General features: G+C 60.6%; 15 protein-coding genes. 4 read left to right on the plus strand and 11 right to left on the minus strand.

Going from position 1 to position 13,346, the window contains the following annotated elements; translation table 11 throughout:
- The first annotated feature begins 334 nt into the window (after positions 1 to 334).
- Positions 335 to 1,387: a helix-turn-helix transcriptional regulator gene (locus ACGKZZ_RS13145; RefSeq protein WP_411224032.1), complete on the plus strand. Its 1,053-nt coding sequence runs from the start codon at positions 335 to 337 to the stop codon at positions 1,385 to 1,387.
- A gap of 84 nt (positions 1,388 to 1,471) precedes the next feature.
- On the opposite strand, the gene ACGKZZ_RS13150 is transcribed toward ACGKZZ_RS13145, so the two are convergent.
- The 9 genes from ACGKZZ_RS13150 to ACGKZZ_RS13190 all read right to left on the minus strand — a co-directional run bounded on the left by ACGKZZ_RS13150 (position 1,472) and on the right by ACGKZZ_RS13190 (position 8,991).
- A complete protein-coding gene (locus tag ACGKZZ_RS13150) occupies positions 1,472 to 2,101 on the minus strand; it encodes a nuclear transport factor 2 family protein (protein ID WP_411224033.1) in 630 nt (209 codons plus the stop codon).
- Between the two features lie 16 nt (positions 2,102 to 2,117).
- Entirely contained in the window at positions 2,118 to 2,576 is a 459-nt protein-coding gene (locus ACGKZZ_RS13155) for a MaoC family dehydratase (RefSeq protein WP_411224034.1), read from the minus strand.
- Between the two features lie 2 nt (positions 2,577 to 2,578).
- Complete coding sequence (locus ACGKZZ_RS13160; RefSeq protein ID WP_411224035.1) at positions 2,579 to 3,376, minus strand: SDR family oxidoreductase; 798 nt, start codon at positions 3,374 to 3,376, stop codon at positions 2,579 to 2,581.
- Entirely contained in the window at positions 3,373 to 4,158 is a 786-nt protein-coding gene (locus tag ACGKZZ_RS13165) for an enoyl-CoA hydratase family protein (protein ID WP_411224036.1), read from the minus strand. Before ACGKZZ_RS13165 ends, ACGKZZ_RS13160 begins: the two co-directional genes overlap by 4 nt.
- A gap of 4 nt (positions 4,159 to 4,162) precedes the next feature.
- Positions 4,163 to 5,242 (minus strand): NAD(P)H-dependent flavin oxidoreductase, encoded by a 1,080-nt coding sequence (locus tag ACGKZZ_RS13170; protein WP_411224037.1) that lies wholly within the window; start codon positions 5,240 to 5,242, stop codon positions 4,163 to 4,165.
- Positions 5,243 to 5,363: 121 nt separating this feature from the next.
- The gene (locus ACGKZZ_RS13175) at positions 5,364 to 6,128 is read right to left on the minus strand and encodes an SDR family NAD(P)-dependent oxidoreductase (protein WP_411224038.1); all 765 of its coding nucleotides are present in this window, start codon (positions 6,126 to 6,128) and stop codon (positions 5,364 to 5,366) included.
- 13 nt (positions 6,129 to 6,141) lie between these two features.
- Positions 6,142 to 6,675 (minus strand): nuclear transport factor 2 family protein, encoded by a 534-nt coding sequence (locus ACGKZZ_RS13180; RefSeq protein ID WP_411224039.1) that lies wholly within the window; start codon positions 6,673 to 6,675, stop codon positions 6,142 to 6,144.
- Between the two features lie 4 nt (positions 6,676 to 6,679).
- Positions 6,680 to 7,867 (minus strand): acyl-CoA dehydrogenase family protein, encoded by a 1,188-nt coding sequence (locus tag ACGKZZ_RS13185; protein WP_411224040.1) that lies wholly within the window; start codon positions 7,865 to 7,867, stop codon positions 6,680 to 6,682.
- The gene (locus ACGKZZ_RS13190; RefSeq protein WP_411224041.1) at positions 7,864 to 8,991 is read right to left on the minus strand and encodes an acyl-CoA dehydrogenase family protein; all 1,128 of its coding nucleotides are present in this window, start codon (positions 8,989 to 8,991) and stop codon (positions 7,864 to 7,866) included. The genes ACGKZZ_RS13185 and ACGKZZ_RS13190 overlap by 4 nt, the downstream gene beginning before the upstream one ends.
- Positions 8,992 to 9,172: 181 nt before the next feature.
- On the opposite strand from ACGKZZ_RS13190, the gene ACGKZZ_RS13195 reads away from it, so the two are divergent.
- The 3 genes from ACGKZZ_RS13195 to ACGKZZ_RS13205 all read left to right on the plus strand — a co-directional run bounded on the left by ACGKZZ_RS13195 (position 9,173) and on the right by ACGKZZ_RS13205 (position 11,408).
- A complete protein-coding gene (locus ACGKZZ_RS13195; RefSeq protein ID WP_411224042.1) occupies positions 9,173 to 9,673 on the plus strand; it encodes a nuclear transport factor 2 family protein in 501 nt (166 codons plus the stop codon).
- Entirely contained in the window at positions 9,670 to 10,545 is an 876-nt protein-coding gene (locus ACGKZZ_RS13200) for an SDR family NAD(P)-dependent oxidoreductase (RefSeq protein WP_411224043.1), read from the plus strand. The genes ACGKZZ_RS13195 and ACGKZZ_RS13200 overlap by 4 nt, the downstream gene beginning before the upstream one ends.
- A 107-nt stretch (positions 10,546 to 10,652) precedes the next feature.
- Positions 10,653 to 11,408: a TetR/AcrR family transcriptional regulator gene (locus tag ACGKZZ_RS13205; protein ID WP_411224044.1), complete on the plus strand. Its 756-nt coding sequence runs from the start codon at positions 10,653 to 10,655 to the stop codon at positions 11,406 to 11,408.
- A gap of 21 nt (positions 11,409 to 11,429) precedes the next feature.
- Here ACGKZZ_RS13205 and ACGKZZ_RS13210 read toward each other — a convergent pair whose 3' ends face one another.
- Positions 11,430 to 12,032, minus strand: coding sequence for a VOC family protein (locus ACGKZZ_RS13210; protein WP_411224045.1), 603 nt, complete (start codon positions 12,030 to 12,032; stop codon positions 11,430 to 11,432).
- On the minus strand, positions 12,029 to 13,234 hold the full coding sequence (locus ACGKZZ_RS13215) for an acetyl-CoA C-acyltransferase (protein ID WP_411224046.1): 1,206 nt from the start codon (positions 13,232 to 13,234) through the stop codon (positions 12,029 to 12,031). Before ACGKZZ_RS13215 ends, ACGKZZ_RS13210 begins: the two co-directional genes overlap by 4 nt.
- Positions 13,235 to 13,346: the final 112 nt, after the last annotated feature.

Here is a 13,346-nt window from a genome sequence, read left to right on the forward strand (position 1 = left end):
GGCAAGCGACCCAAACGCATTAAAAGCCTGAGATCACGCCATATTTTCAGGTTTTGTCTGGCTCTGAACATCTAGATATTGACGCACTGCGGCAATTTTCGACACAGTGACAAATAATTTGACAGACCGTAAAACTAATGACACGATGATGAAAGTTGGCAAGCCCGGGAGGATGACATGGCCTGCGAGACCACACCGAATATCTCACCCATTCGAGACCGCACCGCCTGAGCCGGTAGCGTCCTTCAACGCGCATTTTCTTGAATGCGCCTTGCACTGCATCAAAAAACAAATGGCTTGGGCCGCATAGCGCGTGCCGCAAGGGGGGTATCTTATGTCTTATCACTCACAATCCGCAGTCGCGTTCGGGCATCTCATGAACAATGTGACACGCAGCGCCACAACCGGCGCAACCGTGTCCGAACTGCTCGATATCATCAAAGACCACTTTTACGCGCGCATCGTGTTGCTGTCGGCACCAGACGCTGCAGACAATATCGCGTTGCATGCAGACAGCGCATTCGGCCCTGTCTCCTATGATGGCGACCCTGCCGCATTTGCCCGATCCTCCGCGATCCGCGAATTGATGGACCGGTACCAGTTTGTCGAAGCTGCCGGTTCCCAAGACGTAACCGGGCCGGAAGATTGCAATCTCTGGATCTTTCGCGACCGCGATCTTGCGCGCTTCGGCAATGAAGAAACCGCATTGGCGGGGGTGATCGCGTCTCAGATGTCATCGTCCCTTAGCCTTGCAGACCGCCTTCGCGATACCGCGATGGACAATACATTGTTCTCGGGCGCGATGGACCGGATGAACATCGGTTTCGTCCTGGCAGATGCGTCGGGCCACCTGTTGCGCATGACCGATCATGCCCGCGAAATACTGAATGCCCGCGACGGGTTGCAGCTGCATTTCCGCAAACTGCGCGCGACCAATGCATCCGATGACCGCACATTGCAGGCGCTGATCCGCGCGACTGCTGAAGGTGAGGAAAACGATCACGAGGGCGGTCTTGCGCTGACAGGCCAGTCCGGGCTGAAAACGCTTGGCGTCATGGCGCGCCGCGTCGATCCCGCGCTCTGCCCGAAGGGGCAGCGCCTTGTTGCGATTTATCTGCGCGACCGCGAATCCGCGCTGGAGCTCGACAGCGATGCCGTGCGCCGGTTGTTCGATCTGACCCCCGCAGAGGCCGCCGTGACACGACAACTGGCCGCCGGTTTGTCGCTGGAAGAAACCGCCATCGAGTTGGAAATCAGCCGGAACACTGCGCGCGCGCATCTTCGGTCGATTTTCTCCAAGAACGGAATTTCGCGTCAGACAGAGCTCGTCCGGATGGTGCTGAACAGTGCTGCAGCGATCGGTGGCGGCGCACCCCACGCCGCCTGAAAGGCCTGGCCATCCCATCAGAATAAAAGAAAACCCCGGAAATGATCCGGGGTTTTGTTGTTTTTCCTGTAGGGACCCAGCCGTTTAACGCACCCGTATCCCGCTTACAGTCTGGCCCCGGCGCATTGTCTCGATGAATTCTTCCAGCGGGGCCGGTTCCGCGATTGCGCCCTCGTTCGGGCCGCTCCGATCCCAGTATTCCTTCCACGACGGAAACAGCGCGTGGAACGATCCTTCATAAGGTTCGCGCCCCGGCCAGCGTATTTTCCTCGCACCGATGGGGGGTTTGTTCAGATCGGTTGCATACCAGTAAAGCGGCTGGCGGCGTGCAAAGCACCAACGCCCATCAACCCGCTTGTAATGATCGTAATACATCATCTGCATAATGACCCATTCCGGTCCGGTTTCATGTTCATTTTTGGAATAGACGATTCCCACCGCCTCGTCCGGTCCGGTCAGTTCGATGATCGTGGTGCCGACATGGTGCGACGTGCCATCGAATTGTTTGCGCATGGTATCATCCAGCCAGTCCCGGAACGCCTGACGCCCGTAGGTGTCGCGCCCCGCCTTCACGTCGGGCACAAACAGCCCGGCCATCGCATCCAGATCGCGCATGTCCAGCGCCAGCGAGTATTTCGAGATCAGCTGGCGGATTTCGTCGCGGCTTTCGATCCTGTCGAGACGCAGCAGGATGTCGTCGTGTGTTGTACTCATGACCTCGGCTTTCGTTTTAGAAATAATACCGGCCCACAATGTCCGCGACACAGCCCGGCTTGTCCGAACCTTCAAGCTCCATCGTCACCCGAACCGTAGATTGCAGCGCATTGCCCTCAAGAACGTCGGCCTTGAGCAGCGTACCGGCGGCGCGGACGCGCGACCCGACCGGCACGGGTGCAGGAAACCGGACGCGATCCGCGCCGTAATTCACGCCCATCTTCATACCCTCGGCCCGAAAAAGGTCGGGCAGGAAGTTGTTGATCAGCGAAAATGTCAGATATCCATGGGCGACAGTACCGCCAAACGGGCCATCACGCGCCTTTTCGGGGTCGGTGTGAATCCATTGGTGATCGCCCGTTGCGTCGGCAAACGTGTCGATCCGCGCCTGATCAATGCGCAGCCAGTCCGAACATCCCAGATCGGACCCAACCGCATCCGCCGCCTGTTGCGGCGATGAAAAGACCAGCCCCATTCTTACGCCCTCTGGCTGGAAACAGACACGATTTCGCCGACCATATAGCCGGAATAATCGCTGGCGAGGAACATCATGACGTTGGCGACTTCCCAGACCTCGGCCGCCCGGCCAAACGCCTCTTGCGAGGTCAGCGCCTCAAGCTCGCCGGGGCCAGCGGCTTTTTTCAAAAATTCGTGCATCGCAATCGACGGCGAAACCGCGTTGATGCGTATGCCGTGCTCGGCCGCTTCGACCGCGCTGCAGCGGGTAAACGCCATGACACCGGCTTTGGCAGCGGCATAGTGGGATTGCCCTTTTTGCGCACGCCAGCCCAGAACGGATGCGTTATTGATGATCACACCGGCCTTGCGCGGTGTCATTTTCGCCAGTGCGGCGCGCGTCATGCGCATCGTACCTGTGAGCGTGACGTCAAGGACAAGGTTCCATTGGTCGTCCGGCATCTCCGCGACAGTGGAAAACCCGCCCATCCCTGCGTTGTTGATCAGCACATCGATCCCGCCAAGCGCATTTTCGGCGGCGTCGACAAGCGCGTTCACTTCGTCCTCGTTGGTGACGTTGCAGATCTGGGCGTGCACCTCTGCCCCGCCAATCGCACGCAGTTTTTCGGCCGCTTCGTCCAGCCGCCGCTGGTGAATATCCGAAATCATGATGGCGCGGCACCCTTCCTCGATGGCGCGTTTGGCAGCCGCAAAGCCGATACCCACACCTGCCGCCGCCGTAATCAGCACAGATTTACCGTTCAAAAGGCCGTGGCCCTCGACGTATTTCGGGGCGTTAATCGATGTTGCGTCGCTCATGCCTTTGCCTTTCCGGCCTTGCCATCTTCAAAATCCGCGTCCCTCTTGCCGACAAAGGCGTCGCGCGCCTCTTGCGATTCTGCAGTGAGATACGCCTGCGCGGTAAAGCCCTGCTCCCAACGGTATTTATGTTCCAGATCGCCGTCCTCGATCCCGTTCAACGCCTCTTTGGCAAGGCGGATCATGATCGGGCTTTTCGCAGCGATGGTCGCCGCAATTTCCAAAGCGGCATCACGCAGGCTGTCCCGAGGCACAATTTTTTCCACAGCCCCCAGACGATAGGCTTCGGCAGCGTCGATAGGTTCGCCGGTGAAATACATCTGGCGGACCTTCTGGGCAGGAAACAGCCGCTGAAGATGCGCGCCTGCACCCAGTGCACCCCGATCCACTTCCGGCACGCCAAAACTCGCATCCGGTGAACATAAGATGATATCGGCAGAGCCGCAGATGCCGATCCCGCCGCCCAGAATATAGCCGTGCGCCGCCACGATAACCGGTTTCAGCCCGCGATGGATCGCGCGAAATGTTTCCCAATTGCCGGCATTCACTTCCGGAATGCGATCAGGATGGCGTTGCAGTTCCTTGATATCCACGCCCGCGCAGAAACCGCGCCCTTCGGCGCGAATGACCAGAACGCGCACATCCCCATTGGCCTGAAGCGCGTCGATCTCCTGGCTCAGACTGCGCCAGCCGACGCTGTCCAACGCGTTCACCGGCGGGTTTTCGATCACCAGTTCGGCGATGCCATCGGCGATTTCGGTGCGGAATTGTTTCTGGCTCATCGCGTCATCCATTTTGTTTGCCCGTCAGTGCATTTAGCGCGTCCAGCCTGTCATTTGCCTGCGCCATGATGCCTGCAATCAGATCTTCGCAGCTTTCCAGCCGGTCGATTGCGGCGGCCACCTGACCGCTTGGCAGCAACCCTTTGTCGGCATCGCCTTCAACCACGCCACGCTGCACCAGCGTCGGAAGGTTGGGGGCCATAACCGTCTGGGCAAAACTGCTTTCGCCGCTGGTCGCCACTTTCAGGCCCAGCTTGGCCATACCGAGCGGGCCAAGCCCTGCATCCTTACCCCATTGCCGCGCGTATTTCAGGCTCATCGCCAATCGCGCAGGCAGGGACATGCTTTCAAGATGGCGGATTTCGTCATTCTCGATAAAGCGTTGCGGCATCCCGTCCACGGCCTTTGTCACCTTGATGACACCGGGGTCTTTTGTCTCCAGATATCGGTCAAGCGCGCTGCGCGGGACCGGAGAGTCGCTTGTCAGCAGGAACCGCGTTCCCATTGCAATTCCGGCAGCGCCATAGGCCAGCGCGGCCGCAAGACTGCGACCGTCATACATGCCACCGGCCGCAACCACCGGAACATCGACCGCGTCCAGAACCTGCGGCAACAGGATGCTTGTGGGTACAGACCCGGTATGCCCGCCACCCTCGCCGCCTTGAATGGTAATCACATCAGCGCCCAACTCGACCGCCTTGACCGCGTGTTTCACCGCACCGACGGTGGGCATACAAACAACACCGGCATCGCGCAGACGCCCGATGGTCTTTGCATCCGGGCCGCGCCCATAGCTGACAGCACGCACGCCATGCTTGATCACCATTTCCAGCACTTCGTCGGCATTGGGCTGGAACATGTGAAAATTGACGCCGAACGGTTTATCCGTCAGGTCCTTGATCTTCAGCAACTGGTTTTCAACGTCCCCGGCCTCTGTCGTGGCACCTGCGAAAAAGCCAAAGCCACCGGCGTTGCATGTTGCCGCCGTCAGTCGCGCATCCGCGACCCAGCCCATGGCCGTCTGGACGACCGGAAACCGGCATCCTAGTTTTTCGCAAAGCGGCGTATGCAGATCGCGTGTCATCGGACCTCCGTTTTCGGGTTCAGTTGTGATCATGTTGCCAGTTGGCCCAAGATTTTGCACTGCAGCATCGTCTGCTTGGACTATCGGCCCCGCGCCCTTTCGGGAAGGGGCCAAGCCGGTGTCAGTGGAAGACCCGCCCGCCGTTCACCAGCAGGGTTTGACCCGTGATAAACCGCGCGTGATCGCTCGACAGGAATGTCACGGCATTTGCGATATCTTCGGGTTCGCACAATTCCTGCATCGGGATCGCATTGCGGGCGCGGTCATAAGAGTCTTTGGGAATCCGTTGCATCGCGCGGGTGTTGGTCGGGCCGGGGCAAACGGCGTTGACGTTGACCTTGAACGGCCCAAGTTCGCGAGCCAACGCACGGGTGAACCCCAGCACCCCCGATTTGGCCGATGCATAATCGACCGTCCCGATATCGCCGTTGAACGCCGAATCCGACGAGATCGACACGATCTTGCCCGACTTGCGTTCGCGCATTCCCGGCACGACCTGCCGCGAACAGATCAGCGTCGCCATCAAAGACACGTCGATGACAAATTTCAGCGTCTCCGGCTTTGCCTCCCAGAAATCCGAATAGTTTTCACGCGCGGTCTGGCCGATATTGTTGCAAAGGATGTCGATATCGCCCAGATCTCGCGCGGCCTTTGCAAAAGTCTCCTCAACCACCTCGATCTTGGTCATATCGCCGTGCAGGGCCGTGGCACGCACGCCTTCGGCTTTGAGCATTTCGATGGTTTCGGCCAGCGCGCCTTCCTCGCGGTCAAAGGCCGCAACATCTGTACCGGCGCGGGCGTAGGCAATGGCGCAGGCCCGCCCGATCCCGTTTCCGGCACCAGTCACGGCGGCAATTTTTCCGGCAAGCGGTTTGTCAGAACTCATTTGGTGTCCTCCATTAGTTTTCGGAAAAGCGTGTAAACTGGTCAAGCAGCCGATAGGACAGGTCCTCCGGACCCGCGCGTCCGGCGGGCGAACCGGCCGCGAAATCGGCATGGGCCGCAGCGTCGATCGGCCCCTTGCGCGCCCAGTCCAGCGTGATCGACCGGCTGCAAAACCGCCATTCGTCATCCCGCTTTGCATAGGTGTCCAGACTGCGGCTGCCGGTGACGATCTCTTGGCCCGCGTGGGTGCGGTGCCAGTTGATCTTGTGAACCTCGCCCTGCGCCGCATCGCCGTCGATGACAAAATTCATGTTTACGACGTAGTGGACGGTCATCTCGTAGGCGGCGAGCGCCTTTTGCACGAACGCGACATAGGCATCGGCGCCGCCCTCGAACATTTTTCCATGCGTATCTAGAGCGTCGTCATGGTAAAGGCTGCGCAACAGCTCAAAATCGCGGCGATCCACGGCCCGCGAATAGGTCGTGACAAGACGGCGCAAACTGTCGGTGGCGATCAGCGTCGCGATATCCGCGTCCTGGATTCCCACGCCGTCAACCTTTCGTTCCGCGCGGTTCGCGCGGCATTTTCAAACCTTGCTCGGCGATCAGGTTCAACTGGATTTCATTGGTGCCGCCATAGATCGTGTCAGCACGGCTGAACAGGAACATGCGCTGCAAGCGTTCCTTGCGCGGGTCGTTTTCATCCAGCACGCCCGCCTCGGGCCCAAGCACATCCATCGCCAGTTTGCCCAGATCCCGGTGCCAGTTGGACCAATGGTATTTATAGCCAAGCGCATCGCGCTGCACCTCTTGCGAACCATCATCCCCAAGCACCCGTAGCGCCAGATAGCGCATCGCGCGCAGCCCGGACCAGGCCCGCGCAATCCGCTGGCGGATGGCAGGGTTTTTCGCGGTGCCGTTTTCGCGTGCGATGTCGCAAATCACCTCAAGCTCCTGCGCGAACGCCATTTGCTGGCCCAGCGTGGAAATGCCCCGCTCAAAGCCCAGCAATTCCATGGCGATCCGCCATCCCTCGCCAGGGTCTGCGACCACATGTTCAGCTTTGGCGCGTGCATTGTCGAAAAACACCGAGTTGAACTCGGCCCCCCCACCCATCTGCTCGATCGGCTGGATTTCCACCCCGCTCTGATCCAGCGGCATCAGCAAGAAGATCAGTCCGTGCCGTCCCACCGTTCCGGCCTCGCACCGCGCCAGAACGAAAATCCAGTCGGACAGATGCGCCAGCGAAGTCCAGACCTTTTGCCCGCTGACAAGCCAGTCACCGCTGTCGAGATCGCGGGTTGCACGGGTGCGGATGTTGCCAAGGTCCGATCCGGCGCCCGGTTCGGAATAGCCCTGACACCAGTATTCGGTCCCTGCCAGAATCCCCGGCAAGAACTGCTGTTTCTGTGCCTCGGTGCCAAAGGCGATCAGCGTCGGCCCAACCAGCCCTTCGCCGATATGGCCAATTCGGCCTGGACCACCGGCACGGCCGTATTCTTCCTGAAACACGATCTGTTCCGGAACGGACATGCCGCGCCCACCATGTTCCCTTGGCCAGTGCGGACAGGTCCAGTTGCCGCGTGCCAACTCTTGCTCCCACGCCTTGCGCAGCTCGGGCAGCGCATCACCGTCACCTGCATTGCCGCGAGAGCGCAGGGGTTCAAACCGCCCTGTGAGATGCGTGTCCATCCAGTCGCGGATTTCGGCGCGCAGGTCGCTCAGGTTTTGCTGTGTCATGCGGCGTCTCCGTCCGGCAGGCAATGCGCCGCGATCCGGTCAAGGTGGTGTTCGGGAGAACCGAGCATATGCCAGCTGGCCTGCGCCCGTTTGAAATACAGATGCGGCGCGTATTCGGTTGTAAAGCCAACGCCTCCATGCAGTTGGATTGCCTCTTCGGACGCGCGAAACGCAAGGTCCGATGCAAGGGCGCGCGCGCCTGCAACCTCAAGCAGACGCTCTGCCGGGTCGGTCTGTGCGGCAGCGCCAAAGATCAGCGCGCGCAGTTCGGCAAAATCAACTTCAAGCGCGGCGCAGCGGTGTTTGACCGCCTGAAACGACGCAATCGTGCGTCCGAATTGCACCCGCTCGCTGATATAATCCAGCGTCAGGTTCATCGCACCCCGCGCGAGCCCAACCTGCTCGGCAGCCAGCCCAAGGGTTGCGGTCGTTTCGGCCTGTTCCAACGCGTCGGCAGTGATGCCGTTCCTGTCAAGTCGGGCGGTTTCAGGCACTGGAAAATCGTTCAACGCGACTGCGCAAAACTGGCGGGTGCGGTCCAGCGTGTCGAGCCTGCGAACGTCAGGTCTGGTCGACGGCTCCAGCGAAAAAACGGCCACCTCGTCGCCGATCCGCGCCGGCACAAGGATCAGTCCTGCCACTTGGGCATCCGTCACCAGCGGCAGATTGCCATGCAGGGTATAACCGTCGTCCTGTCGGGTTGCGGTAACACCTGCCCCACGCAGCGGCATCGCACTATTCATGTCGGCGATTGCCACGGTTGCAGCGGCGTCCCCCTCCGCGATGCGTTCCAGCCATGCGCGCGCCGCGTCAGTGCCGACGGCCATCAGCAACGGCACGGCAAGACAGGCTGTCGACCACAACGGAACGGGCGCCAGCCGTTCGCCAACCGCTTCCATCAGCAAGACAAGCTCGGTCAGGCCCAGCCCGACGCCGCCCTGATCCTCGGGGATGGTCATCGCACACCAGCCCAGTTCGGTGGAAATCGTCTTCCAGAGATCGGCATCGACCCCGTCACCACCCGAAACAATCCGGCGCAGCGCATCGCCATCCGCCTTTGCAGCCAACAAGCGCCGTGCCTCGTCGCGGATAAAAATCTGGTCTTCGGTCAGTGTCAGTTCCATCGGCCCGCCTGTCGTCGCTTGGCAATTCGATGCCATGACAGCGCATGGCAGCGCATTCTACATCGTCCGAACGGGGGATGGATGCGTTGGGTTGCAGATTTCGGCTGTGCATCCTGCAAATGAACGATGCGGCAGTTTCTGCAGGGGCGGAACGTGACAGAAGAACAAGATGGATGCTCCCATGACCGACTCCGCCCGCATTGCCGCACTTGAAGCGCGTTTGCGCACCTTGGAAGACAAGGACGAGATCGCGCAAATCATCGCCCGCTTCGGCCCCGCTGTCGACAGCCTGTCCGGTGACGCAACCGCGGATCTCTGGACAGCGAACGGGGTCTACGATTTCGGGTCTGGCGCGCTTGAAGGGCGCACGGAGCTTGCCGCTCTGGTAGAGTTGGCGACCCATAAAACCTATGTCGAGCAGGGCTGCGCCCATGTGCTGGGCGCGCCTGTCATCTCGGTCCATGGCGATGACGCCACTGCAACAGGATATTCGCAGGTTTTCGTGCATGACAACGGTCAATGGAAGTCGGTGCGCACCAGCGCGAACCACTGGATATTGAACCGGACCGCCGACGGCTGGAAAGTCGTCACGCGAAAAAATCGCGTGCTGAACGGTGCGCAGGATGCCCGCGATCTTCTGGCGCTGGCCACACAACCCATTACACAAGGAGCCGGGACATGAAGGAACTCACCGGCAAATCAATCGTCGTAACGGGCGCGGGCGGCGGGCTTGGCGCGGCCTATGCGCAACACGCCGCACTGCTTGGCGCCAGTGTTGTGGTCAATGACGTTGACCGCGACGCCGCAAATGCCTGCGCCAAAGCCATAACCGACGCGGGCGGGCAGGCGATAGCACATCCCGCCGATGTCTCGAACTGGGACGCGGGCGTGGCGCTTGTCGACGCGTGTGTTGACGCCTTTGGTGCGCTGGACGGCTTCGTCAACAATGCGGGCATCTTGCGCCCTGCCCTGCTCGAACATACCACCGAGGCCGACATCCGGCACATGATTGACGTCAACCTGATCGGCACCACTTCATGCGCGCGCGCCGCCGCCTTGCAGATGAAGGCGCAGGGCACAGGCGGGTCCATTATCAACGTCGCCTCGGGATCACAGGCCGGGGATATCGCGCTGGGTGGATATGGCGCGACCAAGGCCGCGATTTCATCCCTGACCTTCAGCTGGGCGATGGAACTCCGCGACACAGGCATCCGCATGAACGCCATTTCGCCGTTGGCAGAAACGGCGATGGCTGCGCAGAACGCGCATCTTATGGCGCTGCAAGGTGCCAACCGCGACGTGCATTATGACGCGCTGCCCGCCGCCGAAGTCAACGCGCCTTTGGTTTCGTTTCTGTTATCGGACGGGGCGCGTGACATCACCGGCCAGATCGTGCGAATTGCCGGGCGGCAGTTGTCCTTCGTCACCCACCCCCTGATCGCCCAGCCCGTACTGGAAGACGACTGGACATTCGACAAGATCGCGAACGCGTTTTCAGACAGGCTTGCCGGATGCCAGCAGAAGCTGGGTCTTGCTTTTGCACCAAAAAAATGAAACCCACGTCGGGCGATTTTGCCGGATGCCGGGAATTACGATGAAAGTAGTGCGAGACCATCTTTCTCAATGACCAGGGCACATTGCCAACAGTAGAAGGCGAAACAGTGAACCAAGCCACAAATGACGTGACCGACAAGCAAGGCAATGGCTCTGCATCGTCCCGCACGACCACAGAGACACGCGGCGCCACCAATCCGCGCAAGGAACTGGTGCGCGAACAACTGATCGACATCGCAGCCGAGCTTTTTGCCTCCAAAGGGTATGTCCAGACCAGCATAAACGACATTGCTGGGGCAATCGGGCTGGGGCGATCCGCCGTTTACCACTATTTCCGCAACAAGGAAGAAATCCTTGCGGCACTGGTCGAGGCCGAGGCGCTGACGCCCTCCAACCGGCTGCAGGATTTGATGGAAAACCCCGATCTGGGCCCGGTCGAACGCCTGCGCCATGCCATCGTTGACGGGATAACGCGGCGCTTGGGGTCGGGGTCGCATTTCATCATGCTCGCACGACTCGAAAGCCAGATACCCGAAGAGCTCGGGCCGCTTTATAATCAGGGGCGGCGCAACATCTACAACTTTTATGTCAATTGCATCACCGAGGGCATCGCCATCGGAGAATTCCGCGATGTCGACCCAAAGATCGCGGCCTTTGCCGTGATTGGCATGGCGAACTGGACATCGCGTTGGTATTCGCCAAGCGGCACAAAATCAGCGGGCGAGATCGCTGAAATCATCGCTGACCTGGCGCTGCACGGGCTGACCGTGCGCGACCGTGCAATGCACGATCCTGCCGGTGTTGCCAATTCGCTGGACCAGATGCGCAAGCAGATCGACTGGCTGGAAAGCCAGCTCAAATAAGCCAGCCCCACCCGACATCGCTCAATCGTCGAAGCTGACGCCCGCGTGTTCCAGAAATGCGCCGTAGGTGTCAAAACGGATCAGCGGATCGCCCCCGCTCCACGCCTTGAGATGGTTAGACACCGCCGCGCGCGCATGACGCCAGCGGGGCGGCACGATTTCCAGCATCGGGCCAACGACGGATGGCGTGCTGTAATAGATAATCGGATCGGGCTGCCCCGCGATCGGGATCACCAGCTCGGGTACATAGCCTTCCGCCTCGATCCGGCTGCGGGCTGCAGCGTGATCGGGCACCCAGTACCCAAGATGCTGCAAGCCTTCGCGCCCTTCGTCCAGAAATGTCTGGTACGGCGACGGCGCGTCGTTGACCTGCTGGATCAGTTCCAACTGCACATCACCGATGAACCCGAAGGCGAGCCGCATATCAATCCGCACCTCTTGCCCCCGATAAATCGATTGCGGTGCCGGACGCCCTGTGCCGTTCTCCAGAAACAGAAACGGGCCAACGCCCAATACGTCGATCCAATGGCGCACTGCTTCATCCAGATCGCGCACCACAAAGCCAAGCTGCGTTGCAGGGCCAAGCACCGGCGTCAGCGTCTGGAGAGGTTCAGGCGCGCTCATGACAGGATCTCGAACAGCCCCGCCGCGCCCATGCCGCCACCGACGCACATGGTCACAACGCCGTATTTCGCGCCTCGCCGCTGGCCTTCGGTCAGGATATGCGCGGTGCAGCGCGCGCCGGTCATGCCGAACGGGTGGCCGACTGCGATGGCACCTCCGTCGACGTTCATCTTGTCAGGATCGATGCCCAGCTGGTCGCGGCAATAGAGCGCTTGCGCGGCAAACGCCTCGTTCAATTCCCACAGGTCGATATCGTCGACCGTCAGGCCATGTTGTTTCAGCAGCTTGGGTACGGCAAGCACCGGGCCGATGCCCATTTCCTCGGGCGCGCACCCGGCGACCGCCATACCGCGATAGAGGCCAAGTGGTTTCAGACCGCGCCGCACGGCCTCTTCCGCCTCCATCACCACCAGCGCCGCCGCACCGTCGGACAGTTGCGACGCATTGCCCGCAGTGACGAATGCGCCCTCCTTGATGACCTCGCCACCGGCAAAGACGGGCTTCAATCCTTGCAGACCCTCCAGCGTGGTCTGCGCGCGAAAGCCCTCGTCGCGGGTCAGCGTGACATCCTCGACGCTTTTCTCTTTTGTCTCGCGGTCCACCACTATCTTGCGCGTGGGCAGCGGCGCCAGTTCGGCGTCAAAGCGGCCCGCCTCGTGGGCAGCGGCCGTGCGCAACTGGCTGGCCAGCGCGAATTCGTCCTGCGCCTCGCGGGTGACGCCGTATTTCTTGGCGACGATCTCTGCGGTTTCGATCATGGTCATATACATATGCGGCCATTGCTCGATCACCGCCTGGCTTTGGTTGCGATAGGTGTTCTTGTGCTGGTTTTGCGTCAGGCTGATGGATTCCACACCGCCCGCAACAACCGTCTGCATCCCGTCGGACATGATCTGGCGCGCTGCAATCGCCACGGCCATCAGGCCCGACGAACACATCCGGTCCACCGACATGCCTGGCACCGACACCGGCATTCCGGCTGCGGCGGCGGTCAGCCGGCCGATGTTGTAGCCTTGCGTGCCTTGCTGCGCGGAACAGCCCATGATCACGTCTTCGACCGATGCCGGATCTATGTCGGCGCGCATCAGCGCCTGTGCGGCAGCATGGCCGGACAGCGCCGGTGCTTCAGTGTCGTTGAACGCGCCGCGAAAGGCTTTGGCAATCGGGGTGCGGGCGACAGATACAATGACGGCTTCGCGCAATGGGCTTCTCCGGAAATAAGGAGCGCGGGGCGACCCGCGCTGTGACTTTCCCAACTGTTGTGCGACGCGACCGGCGACGGCATCGTCTGAAAAGACTAAGATCGCCGCTGTG

Origin of the sequence: Marivita sp. S2033 (genome assembly GCF_046592965.1) — a bacterium.
Classification (GTDB): domain Bacteria; phylum Pseudomonadota; class Alphaproteobacteria; order Rhodobacterales; family Rhodobacteraceae; genus Marivita.

What these genes read in the sequence shown, in the direction of transcription:
- ACGKZZ_RS13155 (WP_411224034.1), bottom strand. Translation starts at nt 2,576, where the DNA reads ATGGGGCTGGTCTTTTCATCGCCGCAACAGGCGGCGGATGCGGTTGGG.
- ACGKZZ_RS13165 (WP_411224036.1), bottom strand. Translation starts at nt 4,158, where the DNA reads ATGAGCCAGAAACAATTCCGCACCGAAATCGCCGATGGCATCGCCGAA.
- ACGKZZ_RS13190 (WP_411224041.1), bottom strand. Translation starts at nt 8,991, where the DNA reads ATGGAACTGACACTGACCGAAGACCAGATTTTTATCCGCGACGAGGCA.
- ACGKZZ_RS13150 (WP_411224033.1), bottom strand. Translation starts at nt 2,101, where the DNA reads ATGAGTACAACACACGACGACATCCTGCTGCGTCTCGACAGGATCGAA.
- ACGKZZ_RS13170 (WP_411224037.1), bottom strand. Translation starts at nt 5,242, where the DNA reads ATGACACGCGATCTGCATACGCCGCTTTGCGAAAAACTAGGATGCCGG.
- ACGKZZ_RS13160 (WP_411224035.1), bottom strand. Translation starts at nt 3,376, where the DNA reads ATGAGCGACGCAACATCGATTAACGCCCCGAAATACGTCGAGGGCCAC.
- ACGKZZ_RS13200 (WP_411224043.1), top strand. Translation starts at nt 9,670, where the DNA reads ATGAAGGAACTCACCGGCAAATCAATCGTCGTAACGGGCGCGGGCGGC.
- ACGKZZ_RS13195 (WP_411224042.1), top strand. Translation starts at nt 9,173, where the DNA reads ATGACCGACTCCGCCCGCATTGCCGCACTTGAAGCGCGTTTGCGCACC.
- ACGKZZ_RS13145 (WP_411224032.1), top strand. Translation starts at nt 335, where the DNA reads ATGTCTTATCACTCACAATCCGCAGTCGCGTTCGGGCATCTCATGAAC.
- ACGKZZ_RS13185 (WP_411224040.1), bottom strand. Translation starts at nt 7,867, where the DNA reads ATGACACAGCAAAACCTGAGCGACCTGCGCGCCGAAATCCGCGACTGG.
- ACGKZZ_RS13175 (WP_411224038.1), bottom strand. Translation starts at nt 6,128, where the DNA reads ATGAGTTCTGACAAACCGCTTGCCGGAAAAATTGCCGCCGTGACTGGT.
- ACGKZZ_RS13210 (WP_411224045.1), bottom strand. Translation starts at nt 12,032, where the DNA reads ATGAGCGCGCCTGAACCTCTCCAGACGCTGACGCCGGTGCTTGGCCCT.